We start from the raw sequence: 20190 nt of genomic DNA, 5'->3' as shown, positions 1-20190 counted from the left end.
CAGATTGAAGAATCGCTTTGTAATAGGCTTGTGAGTGAAGTTTGCCCATTAACTGTGTATTAGTAAATAGGGCAATTCAGTGATGCAAAGTAATTTAGTTGAACAAGTTAGTAATTGCATGATCTGCGAATCTCAATTGCCATTAGGCGTGCGCCCAGTGATTCAATTTAATGCAAAAGCGCGCATTTTAATTGCCGGTCAAGCACCAGGACTCAAAGTGCATCAAACAGGTAAGCCGTTTAATGACGCCAGCGGTGAACGATTGCGCCAATGGTTGGGTATAAATACAAAGGTGTTTTATGATGCAACGAAAATAGCGATATTGCCAATGGGCTTTTGTTACCCAGGCAAAGGCAAGTCAGGTGATTTACCTCCGCGCAAGGAGTGCGCACCTGCATGGCGAGAACCGTTATTAAATGCATTACCAAACATAAAGTTAACGATTGTTTTGGGTAAGTACGCACAGGCATACCATTTGCCAGAGTATAAAAACACACCGCTAACTGAGTTAGTAAAATCATGGCGTGAGTATTGGCCTAGTAAAATAGTTTTGCCACACCCAAGCCCACGAAATAATAGTTGGTTGAGTAAAAATAGCTGGTTTGAAGCGGATGTATTACCCGCACTTCAACAGCAGGTTGGTACTATTTTACAGTCCCAAGGTGATAAATGATCAATACACAATTTTGTAGCACTGGTTTTTTTCATATTCCCGGTTTTTATACTGAAGCAGAGCTTTGCGAAGTGCGCGAGGTGGTAAAATGTTTTCATCAGCAATGGATCCCCGACAACCACTACTTTTACAAAAGCAAGGCGGTTAATAGCGCCTATTTAACGGCGAACACTTATCTAAATGACGCGCAGCGAATGGTGCTATTTAAATTTATTGCCAGCTTTAAATTAATGGCTCAGGTTGATTCTATTTTAACGCGTGCTGCTTTTATAAATACCCAATTGTTCTTTAATCCGGTGAACCCAGAGCAAGAGAATTATTGGCACCGGGATATGCAATATCACTTAGATATAAAAGAACAGCAAGCCGCGTTAACGGGGCCAGAAGTTATTCATTGTCGTGTCGCTCTGGAAGATGAGCCCGGTATTGAACTTGTTCCTGGCACACATCGACGCTGGGATACACCCCAAGAGTTGGCAACACGTTTAGCGATAGATCACAGCAATACCCACGATGACCTTCCCACGGGGCACACAATAGAAATGCAAGCGGGTGATTTACTTATCTTTTCAGCCAACATGATTCACCGTGGTCTTTACGGAAAAGACCGTTTAGCGCTCGACGTACTATTTGGTGAGCCACAGCCAGATGTACTGCATTTTGTTCAGGATATTTGCCTACCTAGCCCTGAAATGCTTGACGAGTTAGAAGATGCCAGCCCCTTTGCCGTAACACTTGCGCATCAGTAGCGCTTACTGAGCTTGATGAGCTAAAAGAGCCAGCAATTGGTCTTTTGATAATTGACCAACGTCACCACTTCCAGCCAGCAGTTTGTCAGCTAACGCTTGTTTATGCTCATGCAGTTGAAGAATTTTCTCTTCAATCGTATCTTTTGCAATTAACCGATATACAGTAACGGGGCGAGTTTGGCCAAGCCTATGTGCTCTATCTGATGCTTGTTGTTCAACAGCAGGATTCCACCATGGGTCAAGGTGCAATACATAATCTGCCGCTGTTAAATTAAGCCCTGTTCCACCTGCTTTTAGACTTATCAAAAATAGCGGGGCTTTACCTGCTTGAAACAGCTCAACTTGTTGTTTACGTTTGCTGGTACTCATGCTGCCATCTAAATAGCAGTAATCAACGCCTCGTTTTTGTAATCGTTGCTCTACGAGTTTCAATACATCTACAAATTGGCTGAAAATGAGCGCTTGGTGATTATTCTCAAGCAGCTCGGTAATAATTGCTTCGGCGGTATCGAGTTTACTTGAAGGCATTTTACTGTTTTCAAGCAATAACTGTGGTGCTATACAAGCGCGGCGTAGCTTAGTTAATGATGCCAAAATGGTAATGTACTGACTGTCGTCTTGATTGGCTTGTTCTAGAGCATTTAAACGCGTTGCTTCGTAAAGTGCTTGTTCTTTTTCAGATAATGCAAAGGTTAAGTTTATTTCGGTTTTTTCTGGTAGTTCAGTCAGCACTGTTTGCTTAGTTCGGCGTAGAATAAACGGGGCGATTAAGGTTTTAAGTGTATCGGCTTGCTGTTGGTTTTTATCGGCATTACCAAAACGCTTTTTAAACATCGGCAACGTGTGCAAAAAGCCTGGCATTAAAAAGTTGAATAAGCTCCAAAGCTCGCCTAAATGGTTTTCAATAGGGGTGCCGGAAAGGGCAATTTTAAATTGTCCGTTAAGTGCGAACGCGGCTTTTGCACGCAAACTTAATGGATTTTTAATTGCTTGTGCTTCGTCAAACACAATATTAGTAAATTCAAGCTTAGCAAGTTGTTCACCAATTAATGGCAATAGCCCATAACTGACGATAATCAAATCATTCGCACGTGAATTACTTAACACTTCTTCACACAGGGTGGCGTTAGCAATGGTTTTTATATTTAATGTGCAGGCAAAGCGTTCGGCTTCGGCTTGCCAGTTATGACACACCGATTTAGGGGCAACCACTAAACTTGCGCCTAAGTGGCTTCGCATTTGTAATACGCTGAGTGTTTGAAGCGTTTTACCTAAGCCCATGTCATCGGCTAAACAGGCATTGAGCCCCCAATTAGCAAGTTGCATTAACCATTTGACGCCAATGATTTGATAGTCACGTAACACGTTAACCAAATGTGCAGGCAAAATGGGCTCGACAGTTTGATCAAACTTAGCTAATCGCGTTTTCCAGTTTTCACCAAATGTAACATCCCCTAAATCAGCCAGTGTTTGATGTAGCGGTAACGCGCGGGCGTTAGCTATACGTAGCTGTGAAGTGTCTGCGTTATCGTGTTGCATGCCTTCTAAACGATTGAGCAAGTTAGTTAAACGTTGATCTAGGATCAGCGATTGCTCATCATCTAAATTAATAATACTGCCACGGCGCGGTGCTTTGAGTAGTGTTTGCAGTGTATAAATATCGCCACTAGGAAGTGAAACATCGCCACTGACACTAAGCCAATCGCTATCGTCATTAAGATTTAGTGAAAGGTGTTTACTGCTCGCCAGCTTCATGCCTTGGCTGCTTTCGTCCCAGCTAAGTACCAGGGCTTTACTTTTGTTGGCCTGTTCGAGGGTTTCAATTGCTTGGCTTATATCTTCGGGGATAAAAAATTGCTGTAGTGATGAATTGAGCTGGTGATTTTTATCTACAAACACACCGTTAAGATTTTTTAGCAATTTTTTGAATGTGCGTTTTTCAGCTTTTAGGTCGCGTTTAACTACAACACTATTGCTATCAGTGTCGTCATTATAAACAATGCTGGTTGCCCCTTCACCAGGTTCTAACCACGGCCCATCAACAGTATGAGGCATAACATAAAAATTGACGTCTATACCCATATGCGTAAGCTTAATGACAGCACTGAACTGGCAATCACCTAGGCGCACATTATTTACTTCGGCAAACTCACTGCGTTGGCTACTTATATGATGATCACTGGATAATGCTTTAAGTGCCGCGTTAAGTTGCGGTAGGCGCTCTTCGGTCAGGTTATTAGGTTGCTGCTCAAATAATTGCTGTAATTTTTGTTGTTTTTCATCCACTGCGAATACTTGGTAGCTATTGCCATGACTGTGAGTAAGTAAAAAATCACCATCATAATCGTCGATTGTTGGCTGTAATACCAGCTTATAGCAGTCGTTTAGATCTTTGGCTATTTCAATAATAAACTCACCTTTTATTAGGGTAAGTGGAGCGCTGCGATGATCTTCTAAGTTATTAAAGCCTATTAAAGTTTGCAGCACTGTCGCAGTTGCTTGTACTTCTTGATAACCAAAGCCGGCATGGTTATAAATAACGTCTATTAAATTGATATCAGCTTCAGTTAAGGCTGCCTGATATTGCTCATTCTTAAGATCGTGAATGGCTACTTTGCGGCCTTTAGTCCATTCATTTTTTGCATTAAGTTGCTGTACTCTTGCTTGTACTAGCGGCAAATCAAGGTGGGTCAGATCAAGTTGCCATATTACACGCATAGTGTCTTTTTGTTCGTTGATTTGGCTGACTTCATCGAGCCAGCGTTGCCATTGTGGTACCCGCGAAAAGTGTTGCAAAATACCTTCATTAGGCAGTGCTGAATCATCAAAGAGCCACTTGGCTAAGTGTAAACATTGCTCGCCTACCCAATGTGAGTGATCAGCAAGCGTATTTAATAACTGTTTAAGTAGCGCCGATTGACCCCGTAATTCATCTATTTGTTCATCGTTGGCATATTTGACCAATGCAATTAAAAAACAAAATAATGCCGCAACTGCGTTAGGATTCGCCATTAAGTTGCTTAATCTGTTGACGAGTCGATAGCTGGGAAAGTGTGAAATAGGATCATTATCAAGCAAATAATCAACGGCAATGCTGGTATAAGCGTCTTCACCAAAGTGTTTGTAGTACCACTTTTTACACGTGGTTAATTGTTTCATATCAGCAGCACTGCCATTAATTAGCAAACTGAGCGTATAAAGCAGTCCTGTCATTTCAGAAGGATAATAGCCCTTACCAAATCTCTTTCTAAAACGGGTGAGCGCACTTTTGTAGTGGGTTAATGCTGTTTCTGGTGCATCGCCCTTAATAGCAAGGGTGTTTGCCTCTAAAAATAATGCGTGTTGCCAATCTGCTTGGCTATCGAGTAACTCATCGTATTGTTTGTCTTGTAATAATACTGCAAGGTTTTCATTAAAATAATAACGTGTGTGCTCACACATCCCGTCACACGAGTTTACTAATGTAGGCCAAGGGTTTGGTGCCATTAAATTAAAAAATTGCGCGTGAGCGAAGTGAATTAGGCATTCTTGTTGCCATTGTTTGGGTAATATTTGCCACAATGCATTAGCGAATTGAGATTGGCCCAGCAAATGTACAAACTGTTCGCCCAGATCAAATTCGGCATTAATAATAGAGCGCTTTTTGGGGTTATTAAAATGCTCTAGTATCAAGGTAATAAAGTTTAGTGCTTTGTCTTGTTGATGATACACATGGCTAATTTCAGTCAATAATGGCGCAATTAAGCTTGTTTGGTGTTGCTGTAAATTTATGATTATAAAAGGGACTGCGTCTGTGGTTACTTTATAATGCGGGCCAAAAGGGAGTTTCCACAGTAAACTTTGTTCTACTAACTGAGTTGTTAGTGAGTTTAGCTCAGTTTTAGAAAACGAATAGCCGGCTTTTATGTGACGAAATAGCCGCTGAGTGATTTGCTGAACTGAGTGTTGAAAACCATACGAGGAGGCGCTTAACAGGTGCGCAAGTAAAGCGCAAAGGGATTTTTGTTCATCTGGTGTTTGTACGCTTGGTAGAGTATTCAACGGCATAAATTTACTAAAGTCTGATCACAAATTGTGTTCAGTATAAAGATGCAACTATAACAAGCAATAAAAAAGCGACCCTAAGGTCGCTTGTTCATTTTTATGTAATGATTATTGCAAATCAGCATATAATCGTTTTAATTGCGGCAGATATTCTTGAACAAGCTCAAGATTATGAGCACTGACAGCCGTTGCATCTTGGCTCTTTGCACTTGCAGAGTTACCTACCATGCCCATCGTTGAAGTTGCGCCTTTATCTTTAGTCGCACCCATACTTTGCAGTCCACCCATTAGCTGATTTACTTTTTCTTTATTTTCAGGTGATAGGTCACTTTTTATCGTTTCAAAGTAAGCCATTGATACTTCAGAGCCTACGCTAAGTAACTGCTCAGGGGTTAAACCATACTGATTGGTAAGTGTTGCAAATTCTTTGTATAAGTCATTATCTTTAATCTTGCCTAATGCGCTCAAAGCTAACGCATTGTTATTGCTATCTGAACTGCCAAGTAAACTTTTTAAATTAGCACTTTTAAGTGCATCCTGATCATCTGACCAATCAACGACTGCGGGAAGTGCTTGAATGTAACTTTTTAGCTCATTTTCAGTCATATCTTTTGCAAAGCTTGAAAAACTCATTGCAGTCAAGCTTAGTGCCATCACTAGTTTTTTCATGTTAAATTCCTTATAAAATAGTCTACTTGATTAAGCAAAGCGCCAATATGTGGGCTCAACTACTAACAAATGTTACACTTTCATTTTGACAAAACTATCTGAACCTAATGTTAATTATCTCAAATACAGTAACAATCGATGAGTGGGAAGTAGAACTTACTGCAATTAGAGCGCAAGGGGCTGGCGGGCAAAATGTGAATAAAGTGGCCAGTGCTATTCACCTTCGTTTTGATATAAAACGCTCTAAACTGCCTGACTTTTACAAGCAGCGACTGCTGCAACTCAATGACAATAGAATAACAAAAGAGGGAGTGATTGTTTTAAAAGCGCAAAGCCATCGCACCCAAGAACTCAACAGAGAGGATGCGTTAAAGCGTTTAAAAGATTTGATTGTGTCAGCTACTAAACTACAACGTGCTCGGCGCGCAACAAAACCAACGAGAAATTCGCAGCGCAAGCGCATGGATAAAAAAACCAAGCACGGACAAACCAAAGCGCTGCGCGGCAATATAAAGCTTTAGAGCCTATTAATGGGGAGCGCCCACATACTAGGCTCTATATGGCTGAAAACCCAGCCTCGAAAATAACTGCTTTAGTTAAAGCATCGGTTTTAATACATTAAATAATGCATTAATGTGATCATCTCGGTCGTTCAACGCTGCAATGTAACGGTACTTTTCACCGCCTGCATGCTCAAATATTTCACGATTTTCACTTTCCAACTCCTCGAGCGTTTCAAGGCAATCAGCACTAAATGCAGGGCTGATAATAGCGATGTCTTTAATACCCTCACCCGGTAACGACTCAAGCGTGGCGTCAGTGTATGGTTTTAACCATTCAGCTTTACCAAATCGGCTTTGAAAAGTGCTAATTACCAAGTCTTTATCAAGGCCTAGCTTTTCAACAACAAGGCGCGTGGTTTGTAAGCACAGGCAATGATAAGGGTCACCGTTATCTAAAAACTGCTTCGGCATACCGTGGTACGAAAAGACTAACTTCTGTGGAGTACCGTTGGCTTGTAAGTCTTCACTTACGCTATTGGCAAGCGATTCTATGTACCGTTCGTTTTTGTGGTAACCATTAATAAAATGAAGTTCAGGCACCCAGCGCCACTTTTGCAGTACTTTGGCTACAGCATCAAAAGTTGAGCCTGTTGTCGGGCTTGAATATTGAGGATACAAAGGAAAAACCACAATACGCGTTAGGCCTTTGTCTCTAAGTTGCTCAAGGCCCGCTTCAATAGATGGGTTACCATAACGCATTGCCATGACTACTTCAGTATTGGTGTAACCTTGAGCTTTAATGAAGGCATCAAGCTTATCGCGTTGCTGGCGAGTAATATGTGTTAATGGCGAGCCATTTTCCGTCCAAATACTTTCGTATAGCTTTGCAGAGCGCTTAGGTCTAATACGTAAAATAATACCGTGGAGGATTATCATCCAAATAAGTCTAGGGATCTCAACGATACGAGGGTCAGATAAAAATTCTCTTAGATAAATACGCAAAGCTTTCGCTGTGGGGGCGTCTGGGCTACCTAAATTGGTGAGTAAAATTCCGGTTTTTTGATTAAAACGCTGATCATGAGGGTTATCGGTAACGGCTGAAAATCGCGACACGCACTGCTCCTAAAATAGACAGTAATTAGATACATTATTATGCTATTGTAACGAAGAAAAGGCTAATAAAGATCACTAAATCACGATGATTTGATCATGATCCTAAATGGTGATGGTTTTTTAGCTTCTAGTTGCTGTAACTTCTCAATAGACTTAGCACTAAATGTATGATCTTTTGGTAAAAGCATAATACCAGCATGACTTTGCAACGCATGACCTAAAACCATACCAACTTGTAATTCCTGCGCGCTTATTATCTTCATTGAGCCCACTTGAGACTGCTGTTTTATACATGTTAACTGGCATTGCTCTAGTGCAGATACAATTTTAGGATGATAAAAATTTCCACTGTAGCGAGTTATCACATCAATTGCATGCTGGTGGCGCTTGCCAAGTGCTAAGTTATTGTTTTCGTATGCGTTCCAATAATCTCGAGCAACAGCCAAAATCATTGCACTGAGAGGGATTTCATTTCCTTTTATACCTTTGGGAATGCCATTGCCGTTATAATATTCATATTGGTGATAAATAGCCTCAGAAACCTCATGTAAATGAGTTGCGGGCATGAGCATTAATTGTGCAGTACTTGGGTGGGTATAAAAGTTTTTTCGTTGTTGCTCTGTTAATTCATTGACTGGTTTTTTATACAGATCAGGGTCCATAGCAAGCAAGCCTATTTGTGCTAAATAACCTGCCATTGAGGCCATTTCAATATTTTTTGGCGGCAGTTTTAACTGTTTGGCAATTTCAGTGCAGGTATTAGAAATGTTTTGCGCTTTAGTGCCATCTAGGTATGGGTTGGCGTTAATAAAGTTATACAAAACCTCAACGGTGCTCTGATGCTCGTTAACCTCGTGTGCATTGGCGATTTCTAACTTTTTTAAAACCAGCTTAATTTGTTTAGTGCGTTTCTCAACACGTTGCTCTAGCGAATTGTTAAGCTCTTTAAGTTGCTTGTTCTGCTCTGTTATTTTTTGCTGCAGTCGTTGATTTTGCTTTTTTAATTTATATTTCTCGACGCTGTCAGTCACAGTGCTCAACAGCAAGCTATTTTGCCAAGGTTTTTGAATAAACCCATGTATTTTGCCCTTGTTTACAGCATCAAGCGTTGTTTCTATATCGGTAAAGCCTGTCACCAAGATTCGTTGAGAATCTGGAGAAATCGCCTGAGCCTGATTGAACAGATCAGCGCCATTTATCTGTGGCATACGCATGTCACTGATAATTACTGCAAACTCGTGCTGTTTGATCTGCTCTAGCGCTAAAAGTGGATTTGTAAAAGTTAACACATTTTCGTGCTGACTTTTCAACAGCCTTGATAAAGACCGCAGTACGATTTCATCATCGTCTACACACATTATTTGAATAGCTGGCGTCTCCACAAACAACTCCTTTATTTTTATACACTTTAAACATAGCGTGTGAAACCCAGTTTATAAACGTGTAAAAAAAATAAATTGTGCTAATTTTATAAATACAAGTAACGCAAAGACATCAAAATGTATTGTGCCACTATTATAGTAGGTGAACTTCACTCATTTATTTAACTCATTGGAGATGATTCACTATTATTTATTTAATTTTTTTAGCTGTGCGAATAAAGGGCATTTATCCGAGGGCATTAATAGTTCATATGCGTTACTTGGACTGTAAAGTACGATGAAGGGGAGTATTTTTTGTGCTCTCAAAACGATGGTTGTACAGCATCGAGACGAATCTTATTGGGATAGGCTGCTAGATAAATATGCGGCTGAAGGGCGCTGTTACGTTGCTGTGAATGACTACCCCGATACAGAGCTCTATGCCATGGTTGAAGATATTTGCGAGACACTGCAAATCGCACGTGATGAAGTGTTAGCCTTATTTGGGCGTCATTTATTCGCACATTTAATGTTTCATTATGAAGTCGTTGTGAGTCGCTTTGCCCATTTTGAAGCCCTTATTTTAAATATAAACAATGTGATCCACAAAGAAGTAAACAAGCTGCATCATGGCGCTAATTTACCCACCATGCGTTGTATGATGATCACATCAGGGCATATTGAAATACATTACAATTCACCGCGCAAATTATGCATATTAGCAGAAGGCTTAATTTATGGAGCTGGTGATCATTTTGATATGTCGATCAAAATAACGCACCCGCTGTGCCAGCATAGAGGTGATGATGCATGTATTCTGAATGTTTTCTACACACGAATGGAAGAAAATGACGTCTAAAATTGACGATTTTGAGCAAGCATATTATCAAGAGCGAGCGGCTCGAATTAAAGCTGAGCAATTGATAGAAGATAAAAGCCAAGTGCTATCAGCATTAAATCAAGAGCTGGTAAAAAAAGTGGCAGCGCTTGAACGTCAACAACAGCTCTTCATTCAAGCCGATAAAATGGCAACGCTAGGTACTTTAGCGGCTGGGGTTGCACATGAGATAAATAACCCACTTGCCTATGTGATGAGTAACAATGAGTACCTACTTGAAACTCGGTTAGTGGTGGATAAACTGCTGCTTTTAAATGAGCAATTTGCATCAGGAAAATTAGACGCAAAAGAGCTAAAGGCGGCCTTAGAAACGTTACGCCAGTCGCAGTCACTTATTGAAATAGGGGCAGAGATTAAAGAACTGATTGAGGACAGTGATGAAGGCCTGCGGCGAATTAATACCATAGTGCGCAACCTACTAAACTTTTCACGCCCTGCAGATAACGAAAAAGACCTTTGTGATATGACAGACGGCATAAAAAACGCCTTAAAGCTGTTAAATAATCAACTAAAAAACTACAACATAACAAGCCATTTTAGTCCTTTGCCACAAACAATGTGTAATCTATCGATGATTAATCAGATTATTGTTAATTTACTCATTAATGCCAAACATGCGTGTGATGTGCATGATGAAAGAGATGGGCATATTCATGTGCATGCAGGCTATGAGAACAACAAAATCGTCATATCAGTCACCGATAATGGTTGTGGAATGAGCGATAAAGTAAAGGTGCAAATATTTAATCCATTCTTTACCACAAAACCCGTTGGTACCGGCACCGGCATGGGCATGGCATTAGTGTATACAATGGTAACTGCACACTCAGGAACAATTGAGATAGACAGCACTGAACACGAAGGGACAAAGGTAAGTTGTTTTTTCCCTGTATTGAGTCATTCGCTTTTTAATGACTAGCAAATGAAAACCGTTCTCATGTTAATTTGTTAAAATATTTGAATAAGTTAGTTTAACCCTCTAATGTGTTTATAAGCGTATAGTATAGTTAAATTTTTAGGGCTAATTATGATCAATGAAGATGGCTTAAACGTTCTTGCAAGTCTTTTGCAGCAGCACTGTGAATCAAATAAATTAACAACAGACCATGTTTTGGGCTTTATGAGCGGTTTACTTGCGTGTTCAGAGTTTTATGGTGAGTCAGAAATAGCTAGCTATATTGCAGGCTCTGATGAAGCAATATTCGACAAACTAATGAATGACTCAAAAGAACGCGATGCCATGAATAGCGTGTTAGATAATGTGACAGAAGCGCAGGTTGCGCAAACACACATTTTAAATACACTTTATGCCCCAGCGCAGGATGCTCAAGCGCCTAGTTTGGCATTGCAAAATTGGTGTACGGGGTATTTAGCAGCATACATGCTCAACCAAGATGTATGGCAGCAAGACTCAAACTTTTTACTCAACGTAGACAAACAGCAAGCAAAGCCAAAAGAAGATGGTCAGCTATTTGTTGATAACTTTCAAGCAAGCCTTAATTTACTCGCTACTTTTGCAATGTGGGATAAAGCGTTAGAAGAACATGCTGAACCTGCAGCGCTTAGTGCAGGGTTTACCACTTTGTTTGCAGGTTTAGATGAAAGTTTAGTCTCAATTGCATCAATGGCCTTAATGCTCGAAGACGAAAAGCTTGCCTTGTTAGAAGAAGAAGGCTAATCCTCAACACGTGAAGAAAAAGCATGATTTGAATAATCATGCTTTTTTTTGAGTAAAATTCAATCAAATAAATTTTTTATTATAAAATTTAGATAAAAATTGCATATTTCGACCATTGTCGTAGCTAAATGTGTTTCTTTTTAGAGACAGATATTGCTAGGATGCTTGGTAAGGCATTATTCAAGTTACGTATCTAGCGTGACTAAATGATGAACTAAACCAATAATTTTAAATTAGCTCACTCGTGCCGCAATCCATGAGTCAGTGAATTACAGGGTCGAACACAGTATGACAACATTTCGTTTTAGCTCACTAGCAGTGGCAGTTGCCTTTGCAATGAGCGCCCCGGCTGTAATAGCGCAAGAACAGCCAGTTCAAGCAGAAAAAAATATAGAACAAATCTCCGTATTGGGCTCTCGTGTATCAAACCGCACAGTTACCGAGTCTTCTTCGCCAATTGATTTAATCGATGCGGATACGCTAAACAAAGGTGGATTCACAGAGTTGGGTCAAAGCTTACAAGCTACGGCTCCTTCATTTAACTTCTCGCGTACCCAAGTATCGGATGGCTCCGACCTATTTCGTCCCGCGACTCTCCGCGGTCTACAGCCTGATCAAACCCTTGTACTCGTAAATGGAAAACGTCGTCATAATCAATCAATATTTGGATTAGTTGGCACCGTGGGAGCAGGTGCGGCCGGTACAGATATGAACGCTATTCCATTATCAGCATTAAAAGGGGTTGAGGTTTTACGTGATGGAGCCGCAGCTCAGTATGGCTCTGACGCCATTGCAGGCGTAATAAATTTATCCTTAAATGATTCAACGGGTATTACCAAAGGTTATGTCCAAATGGGCAGCACTAAAGAAGGGGATGGTGATACGTTAACCATTGGTGTAAACCGTGGTTTTGATATCTCAGATGCAGGCGGTTTTATTAATTTTTCCGCTGAGTATCGTGATGCTGACGGAACTAACCGCGCACAACGAGACATTGGAGGCTCATCAGATGTGCCATACGGAACCTTATCCGATGACGTACGCTGGGGGCAGGGTAATGCAGATAGTGAATTCACATCATTGTTTTACAACATGGCGCTACCCATGGGCGATGTTGAACTTTATTCATTTGGTGGTTACTCCGAGCGCACCGCGCTGGGCAATGGTTTTTACCGTAATTTTGATGCCGCAGCTAAAAACGTAACTCAAGTTTACAGCGATGGGTTTTTACCACGCATTTATAATGAAGCGCAGGATATTTCAGTTGCGCTAGGGGTCAAAGGCGACTTAAATACGGATTGGAGCTACGACGTATCCGCTGTGTATGGTGAAAACCAATATGACTTCACATCACGAAATACATTAAATGCCTCATACGCGGCTGAATACCTATTTAATAACCCCAATGCGAGTGATGCCGATATCGCTGCAAATTCAGGCCCAAATGGAGGGTATTCAGGTGGGTTTAGGTTTGATCAAACCACTATCAATGCAGACCTTAATGGTATTATTGATATTGGCACAAGCGAGCCGATATATTTAGCTGTAGGTGCAGAATACCGAGAAGAGAACTACCAAATAGTGCCAGGCGCTGAAGCATCCTATGCCTGTGGTTTGGCAAACATGGACACTTCATACCCTGCGGTAAACGATTCAAATCAATTTGCAGAGTGCGGCTTCCAAGCATACAACGGGCTTCGTCCTGAAGCGTCAAATAAGCAAGGGCGTGAAAGTTATGCCATCTATATTGATGCTGAAACAATGCTAACAGATGCGTGGAATATCAGTGCAGCATTACGCTATGAAGACTTTTCAGATGCGGGTGATGACCTAATTGGTAAAATAGCCTCACGCTATGAATTTTCAGATGATTTTGCTGTGCGAGGTGCGCTATCGACCGGCTTTAGAGCACCGTCATTACAGCAAAGTGCATACACTGCTTACACCACGAATTTAGGTGCTGGCGGTGTACTTGAGCAATCGTTTATTGCCACTGCTGGCTCTGAATTCCCAGCAGCATTAGGGGTTGAAAGTTTAGCCTTAGAAAGCTCTGAAAATATCAGCTTTGGTTTTGTTTATGATGTAAGCAGTGAAATGTCACTTACAGTTGATTTTTACCACACCGCTATACAAGACCGTATTACATTGGGTAGCTTCTTATCAGCAAGCGATGTTGCCTTTAGCCCTGCGGCTGTAGCTGCATTAGCTAAAACAGGTGCCGACCAAGCTGCTTATTTCTCAAACTCAGTAGACTCAACCACCAAAGGGGTTGATATTATTGCCTCATACCGTACAGATTTGTACGACGGTAATTTTTCAGCAACGTTCGCAGGTAACTTAAATACAACCGAAATCGATAATGTTAATGCGCCTGCTGGCATACCACAAAGTATTGCCTTAGATGATATTCAACGTAGTTTTTTAACGGATGGTCAGCCAGGTGAACGCGGCACGTTAACATTTGATTATGAGCGAGATGCAGCAAGTGCCATGCTACGTTTCAACTACTATGGTGAGACTGATGTGAAGTACTTTGGTAATGATCACATTGGTTTACCTAATGAGTTATCACCTACGGGTGAGTTTAAAGCCACCAGTGTTGTGGAATCGGCGGTGTTAGTTGATGTAAATGTTGGCTATGAGTTAAATGAGTCACTCAGCCTAAACATGGGGGTAGATAACTTATTTGATGTGACGCCTGATGAGTTAGGTCAAGATGAAGTACTTGATTTTATAACTAACCAAGCGTTCAAATACCCCGTAAGGGCTTTGCCTTATGGCTTTGATGGCATGACCTATTATGCAAAAGTGAGTTTTAGCTTTTAATCACTCGCTACATAATTTTAAGCGCAGTATCTACTGCGCTTTTTTTCGAACATAAACCGCTAAAATGTATTTAAAATGCTTGCGCTGTTGAAATTAACGCCTACAATCGCCATTTCAATTTATGTGCATATGCACATAAATACTTTTTAAATTTAAAGGTCAGATATGAGTAAAAAAGTAAAAACAAACAGTAAGCTAGACACCGGTCGTGGCGTCATCCGTGATAACGCATTAGCCGCATTAGTCACATCAAAAGTGTTCAAACCACAAGTTGTGAAAGCTAAAAAAGGCAAAGGTTCTTACAGCCGAAACAACAAACACATAGGACGAGAGTCTTATTTAATGGCTGCTTAAAAAAGTAGTAATCAAATAAGGTTTTTTGCCAATCCATAAAAATTAATAAAGCCCCGCTTAGATAAATTATTTCTAATGCGGGGCTTTCTGGTTATATAAAATAAAATCCGGCCTCACTTTGTACCCTTTACGTTCACGTAAACCCCAGCTTCAGCCCGCGTAAACACTCACCATGCGGCGTTAATTTAATGTTAATATAGTGTTCATTTTGGTTGTGTCACATTACACAAAATTTGCAGATACAAATGCGATTATTGATACTTTAGGGTTGGATTTTCACTTGGGCTTAACCTTTTTTGATTGTAAAAAGGGTGGTTTTTGTACCTTTATTTTCTAATATTAAGTTGACGTATATGTAAACTGTGTTAATTTTGAATGTAGTTGTAAAATAAATGTTATTTTTAACCCCTGGGCGGAGGAGCAGATGAGCTCACGTAATATACTAATAAATGCCTTTAAGTTAAGTGCCCTATCACTTAGCGTTATTGGCCTAAGTGCGCATGCAGCAGTTGACTGTAGCGCGCTGACGTCATGGCAATCAGGTCAAACACACACTGGCGGAAGCCAAGTTCAGTCACAAGGAAACGCGTATGAAGCCAAGTGGTGGACGCAATCTAATCCTGTGGAGAATGCTGGCGACTGGCAAGAGTGGAAATTATTGGGTAAGTGTGACAGCGCTGTCACAGAAAATGAAAGCCCTGTTATAGCCAGCTTGAGCCCCGCTGAAGGTTCTCAATTTGCCGATAAAGACAGCGTTGTCATTTCGGCGTCAGCAACAGATGCTGATGGCACAGTCGCCAATGTTGAGTTTTTTGTTGATGGCACGTCAGTACTGGTTGATTCCACAGCACCGTTTAGTGCAAATTGGCAGGCTACCCCTGGTTCACATCAAATTAGTGCGGTAGCAACAGATGATCAAGGCGCAAAATCACCACAAATTACACAAACAATTAGTGTGAGCGATGCCGTTGTAGTTGACCCTGTAAATCAAGCACCCGTTGCTGCTATTTCATTTAGCACGCTACCGGATCAACTGGTTGTTGGTTCGCAGGTGGTGTTTGCACTTTCTGGAACTGATAGTGATGGCCAAGTAACGGCTCTAAGCTTTGCAGCAAACGGGGTGGATGTTCACCAATCAAGCTCACCACAGAGCAGTTTTGCATGGCAAGCAACGGCACTTGGTCAGGCAACTTTCACCCTAACAGTGACCGATAACGACGGTGCAACAGCGCAAGTAACAAAAGTATTAACGGTTGTTGACGAAAATACCGGCCCAGTTGCGGGCAGTGATTGTCGTCCCCAAGGTTTGTATCAAACACCCGGTGTAAATACGCCTTACTGTACAATCTATGATGCAGATGGTCGTGAGATCATGGGCCCAGATCATCCACGCCGTGTAATTGGATACTTTACTAGCTGGCGTAATGGCGCTAATGGTCAACCCAGCTATTTAGTGAACGATATTCCGTGGGATAAAATCACCCACATCAACTATGCATTTGCCCATGTTGATGCAAACAACAAAGTATCTATTGGCGATCCTACTTCAGTAAATAACCCTGCCACTAATATGGAATGGCCGGGCGTAGTTGGCGCAGAAATGGACCCAGAGTTTAACTACAAAGGTCACTTTAACCTGTTAAACAAATACAAAAAACAGCACCCAGATGTAAAAACACTCATATCTGTGGGCGGTTGGGCTGAAACCGGCGGTTACTTCGATGAAACAGGCCGTGTTGCAAGCGGTGGTTTTTACACCATGACCACCAATGCTAATGGTTCAGTTAACCATGCAGGTATCAATGCATTTGCGCAAAGTGCAGTTGAGTTTATTGAAAAATATGGTTTTGATGGGGTTGATATCGATTACGAATATCCATCATCAATGAATGACTCAGGCCATCCTGATGACTTCCCAATTTCAAACGCACGTCGTGGTGGTTTAAATGCCTCATACCAAGTGCTAATGAAAAAAGTACGTGAGGCGTTAGACCGTGCAGGTGAGGCTGCGGGTAAACATTATTTACTAACGATTGCATCCCCATCTTCAGGTTATTTGCTACGCGGTATGGAAACATTCCAAACTGTTAAATACCTTGATTACGTTAACATCATGTCGTACGACTTACACGGCGCATGGAACTCACACGTAGGCCATAACGCGGCATTATTTGATACTGGGTTAGACTCAGAGCTTGCGCAATGGAATGTATACGGCACCAAAGAGTTTGAAGGCATTGGTTATTTAAATACTGATTGGGCAGTGCGTTACTTCCGTGGTGCGATGTCAGCAGGTCGTATCAATATTGGTTTACCTTACTACACTCGTGGCTTTAAAGATGTATCAGGCGGAACAAACGGTTTATGGGGCCAAGCGGCGCTACCAAACCAAGCTGATTGCGCTAAAGGTACTGGCGTAGGTGAGAAAAACAAATGCGGTAATGGTGCGTTAGGCATTGATAACCTTTGGCATGATAAGAACGATGCAGGGCAAGAAATGCCAGCTGGTTCAAACCCACTATGGCATGTTAAAAACCTTGAAAACGGTATTGTTGGCTCGTATTTAGGCGTGTATGGCTTAACACCTGATACAGACGCTGATGACCGCTTAACGGGTACTTATACTCGTCACTATGACAGCGTTGCCGTAGCCCCTTGGTTATGGAACGCAGATAAAAAAGTATTCCTCTCGATAGAAGATGAAGAGTCGATGGCAACAAAGGTTGATTACGTTATCAACAATGGCCTTGGCGGTATTATGTTTTGGGAGCTGGCAGGTGACTTTGACTATGACTCAGCCAAAGGCGAGTACTTCATGGGTTCTACATTAACTTCATTAGCATACGACAAGTTTAATCAAAGCGGTGTTGCATATGATGTACATGGTGGAAATCCAAACTTCACAGTGCCTGCGGAAGCAGTAGATGTAACATTTACAGCAAAAGACTTCCCAATTGGCGATGATAACTACCCAATCAGCCCAACGTTTGCATTTACTAATAACTCAAGTCTTGATTTAAGTGGTGCAAAAATCTCATTTGATGTGCCGGTATCAACCTCAGCTATTTTTAAATCTAACTGGAATGCACAAGAAAAACTGGGCATGGCAGTAGAAGTAAATGGATCGAACGCAGCGGGTAATAATATTGGCGGTTTTGAGAACGAGTTCCACCGTTTCTCAATCACACTGAACAATGAATGGGGCGGTCAACCAAAAGACTTTAGTGCAGGTGCAACCGTAAATGCGCAAGTGATGTACTACATGCCAATCACAGGACCTAGTAACTTCACCATTGAAAAAGATGGCAAAACTTACGCATTCAAAGCTGAATACCCAATGCTACCAGATGCAACCCCAGGCAATGGTGGTGGTGACACAGGCGGCGGTAATGGAGGCGGTGACACATCAGGTACGTGTGAAGGTGTAGCCGTTGCTGATATTGCGGTTTATCCAAACTTCCCTCAAACCGACTGGGCAGGCAACCCTAGCCATGCTGCTGGCGGCGATCTAATGGTGCATAACAATGCAGTGTATAAAGCCAAATGGTGGACCAGCTCAGAGCCAGGCACTGCCGATTGGAGCAAAAGCTGTAGCTTGTAAACAATAACAATAAAAGAGGGTGAGCATTCACTCACCCTTAAATATAGTCTTTTTGAGGACAACACAATGACATCAATCAAATTAAACACATTGTCGCTCTCGGCAATTGCCAGCACTGTGCTACTGAGCATAGCGCCTGCACATGTTAATGCGCATGGTTACATGGACAGCCCCAAAGCCCGCCAATCATTTTGCCAAGCAGATGGCGGTTATTGGTGGCCAGAAGATGGCAGCAGTATTCCAAACTTAGCATGTCGTGCTGCTTATTTAGAATCAGGCACCGTACAGTTTGTACAAGAAATTGAGTTTTCGGTTAATACCCCTGATTATCTAAACCAAGCCGCAGTTGAGGCAAAAGTACCGAATGGGCTTTTATGTGCCGGTGGCGATAACGCAAAGCGTGGTATGGATTTACCCTCACCACACTTTCAGCGTAGCGATGTAGTGCCCAATGCCAATGGTGATATTCAAATACGTTACCTTGCATCAACCCCGCACAACCCAAGCTTTTGGCAGTTTTACATTACCAAGCCAAGCTTCAATAGCGCAACTGACGTACTAACTTGGCAAGACTTACAGCTAGTACAAGAGCACGACAACATTGAGGTTGTTAAAGACCCCGATGGTAAACGCTACTACGAAATGAATGTTGCAATTCCGCAAGACCGCAGCGGCGAGGCCATTTTATATAGCCGTTGGCAACGTAATGATGTGGTCGGTGAAGGCTTCTATAACTGTAGCGACATCAACATAGTAAATGACGCAGGCCCGACTGATCCAAATTCGTGGACTAGCGTCGGTTATTTTGTTCGCCAAGGGCAAAACGCCATTGCAGGCGACACCGTATGGGCGCGATTATTTGACGAAACAGGCCAAGAGGTGATCAACCAACAGCTTAAAATCAATGCCGACAATCAAACAAATTGGCAACAAGCATTGGCTGAGCAGCTTAACCTCGATTACGCGCATTTAGTGCAAATTGGTGTGCAAAACCAAGCGGGCGACATTACGTTTGATGCAACCGACGTACTGATAAACCAAGTGTACAGCAGCAATGCAAATTATACCTATGCCTTGAGTGTGCAAGGTGCGCCAACAAACACCGCACCCATTGTACATACCCCAGATAACCTCGTAGTTGATGAAAACACCACAACAGCAATTCATCTGCATGCCTTTGATGATGAGCAAAGTGAGCTAACTTACAGCTGGACAGTGCCTACACCGCTAAGCTTTACAGGCTCTGGTGCCAACATCAACTTAACCACTTCAGAGGTATCAGCAAACACCGATTACACCATTGCAGTATCTGTATCGGATGGTCAATTAAGTACCCAAACCAGTTTTAGTATCACGGTTAACGATGTACCGGTGGTCGATCCGGTTGACCCTGTTGATCCAACAGTACCTGAATGGGACAGCACTCAGATCTATCAAGCAAACGATAAAGCCCGTTTTGCTAACGTGATTTACACCGCTAAATGGTGGAACAAAGGCCAGCAACCAGATACCTCAGCGGCATGGGAATCAGCCTCAGTAGCTGACACAGCAGACACTTGGAATACCAGCAAAGCCTACCAAGCTGGCGCAGAAGTAACGTATCAAGGACAGCGCTATCGCGCTAAATGGTGGACTCAGGGCGATACGCCAGGGCAAGCCAATGTATGGACCAAACTTTAATAAAGCCTAAGTTTTGCAGTTCAAACTTATTAAATAATTAC

Annotated in this window: 14 protein-coding genes; 10 read left to right on the top strand and 4 right to left on the bottom strand. The window is 41.9% G+C overall.

All coding sequences use genetic code 11. The features are described from left to right. Nucleotides 1-82: 82 nt before the first annotated feature. Together C7Y70_RS04175 and C7Y70_RS04170 are read left to right on the top strand one after the other, a co-directional pair. Nucleotides 83-673 carry a uracil-DNA glycosylase family protein gene (locus tag C7Y70_RS04175; RefSeq protein WP_099293124.1) on the top strand — a complete coding sequence of 197 codons (591 nt, stop codon included), beginning with the start codon at nucleotides 83-85 and terminating at the stop codon, nucleotides 671-673. Beyond that, on the top strand, nucleotides 670-1422 hold the full coding sequence (locus C7Y70_RS04170) for a phytanoyl-CoA dioxygenase family protein (protein ID WP_099293122.1): 753 nt from the start codon (nucleotides 670-672) through the stop codon (nucleotides 1420-1422). The genes C7Y70_RS04175 and C7Y70_RS04170 overlap by 4 nt, the downstream gene beginning before the upstream one ends. Nucleotides 1423-1425: 3 nt before the next feature. Here the strand turns inward: C7Y70_RS04170 and C7Y70_RS04165 are convergent, their stop codons facing one another. Continuing rightward, complete coding sequence (locus C7Y70_RS04165; RefSeq protein WP_135473487.1) at nucleotides 1426-5469, bottom strand: DEAD/DEAH box helicase; 4044 nt, start codon at nucleotides 5467-5469, stop codon at nucleotides 1426-1428. A 105-nt stretch (nucleotides 5470-5574) separates the two neighbouring features. Beyond that, nucleotides 5575-6135, bottom strand: coding sequence for a short-chain dehydrogenase (locus C7Y70_RS04160; RefSeq protein ID WP_099293118.1), 561 nt, complete (start codon nucleotides 6133-6135; stop codon nucleotides 5575-5577). 107 nt (nucleotides 6136-6242) lie between these two features. Between C7Y70_RS04160 and arfB the strand changes: the two genes are divergently transcribed. Further along, complete coding sequence (gene arfB / locus C7Y70_RS04155; RefSeq protein ID WP_099293116.1) at nucleotides 6243-6656, top strand: alternative ribosome rescue aminoacyl-tRNA hydrolase ArfB; 414 nt, start codon at nucleotides 6243-6245, stop codon at nucleotides 6654-6656. Nucleotides 6657-6731: 75 nt separating this feature from the next. On the opposite strand, the gene hemH is transcribed toward arfB, so the two are convergent. Both hemH and C7Y70_RS04145 read right to left on the bottom strand, forming a co-directional pair. Further along, a complete protein-coding gene (hemH, locus tag C7Y70_RS04150) occupies nucleotides 6732-7751 on the bottom strand; it encodes a ferrochelatase (protein ID WP_135473486.1) in 1020 nt (339 codons plus the stop codon). Between the two features lie 80 nt (nucleotides 7752-7831). Then, a complete protein-coding gene (locus C7Y70_RS04145) occupies nucleotides 7832-9109 on the bottom strand; it encodes an HD domain-containing phosphohydrolase (RefSeq protein WP_135473663.1) in 1278 nt (425 codons plus the stop codon). A 301-nt stretch (nucleotides 9110-9410) separates the two neighbouring features. Between C7Y70_RS04145 and C7Y70_RS04140 the strand changes: the two genes are divergently transcribed. The 7 genes from C7Y70_RS04140 to C7Y70_RS04110 all read left to right on the top strand — a co-directional run bounded on the left by C7Y70_RS04140 (nucleotide 9411) and on the right by C7Y70_RS04110 (nucleotide 20149). Continuing rightward, nucleotides 9411-9971: a heme NO-binding domain-containing protein gene (locus C7Y70_RS04140; protein ID WP_135473485.1), complete on the top strand. Its 561-nt coding sequence runs from the start codon at nucleotides 9411-9413 to the stop codon at nucleotides 9969-9971. Continuing rightward, entirely contained in the window at nucleotides 9961-10929 is a 969-nt protein-coding gene (locus C7Y70_RS04135) for an ATP-binding protein (RefSeq protein ID WP_135473484.1), read from the top strand. Before C7Y70_RS04140 ends, C7Y70_RS04135 begins: the two co-directional genes overlap by 11 nt. A 108-nt stretch (nucleotides 10930-11037) precedes the next feature. Then, nucleotides 11038-11688: a UPF0149 family protein gene (locus C7Y70_RS04130; protein ID WP_099293108.1), complete on the top strand. Its 651-nt coding sequence runs from the start codon at nucleotides 11038-11040 to the stop codon at nucleotides 11686-11688. A gap of 288 nt (nucleotides 11689-11976) precedes the next feature. Continuing rightward, nucleotides 11977-14514, top strand: a complete 2538-nt coding sequence (locus C7Y70_RS04125; protein WP_135473483.1) for a TonB-dependent receptor — start codon at nucleotides 11977-11979, stop codon at nucleotides 14512-14514. A 165-nt stretch (nucleotides 14515-14679) separates the two neighbouring features. Beyond that, nucleotides 14680-14868 carry a ribosome alternative rescue factor ArfA gene (locus C7Y70_RS04120; protein ID WP_135473482.1) on the top strand — a complete coding sequence of 63 codons (189 nt, stop codon included), beginning with the start codon at nucleotides 14680-14682 and terminating at the stop codon, nucleotides 14866-14868. 424 nt (nucleotides 14869-15292) lie between these two features. Beyond that, the gene (locus C7Y70_RS04115; RefSeq protein WP_135473481.1) at nucleotides 15293-18469 is read left to right on the top strand and encodes a glycosyl hydrolase family 18 protein; all 3177 of its coding nucleotides are present in this window, start codon (nucleotides 15293-15295) and stop codon (nucleotides 18467-18469) included. 66 nt (nucleotides 18470-18535) lie between these two features. Then, complete coding sequence (locus C7Y70_RS04110; RefSeq protein ID WP_135473480.1) at nucleotides 18536-20149, top strand: lytic polysaccharide monooxygenase; 1614 nt, start codon at nucleotides 18536-18538, stop codon at nucleotides 20147-20149. Nucleotides 20150-20190: the final 41 nt, after the last annotated feature.

Source organism: Pseudoalteromonas sp. KS88 (assembly GCF_004766475.1).
Classification (GTDB): domain Bacteria; phylum Pseudomonadota; class Gammaproteobacteria; order Enterobacterales; family Alteromonadaceae; genus Pseudoalteromonas.
The sequence above is the reverse complement of the archived record's forward strand: the minus strand, read 5'-3'. Positions and strand labels throughout refer to the sequence as shown.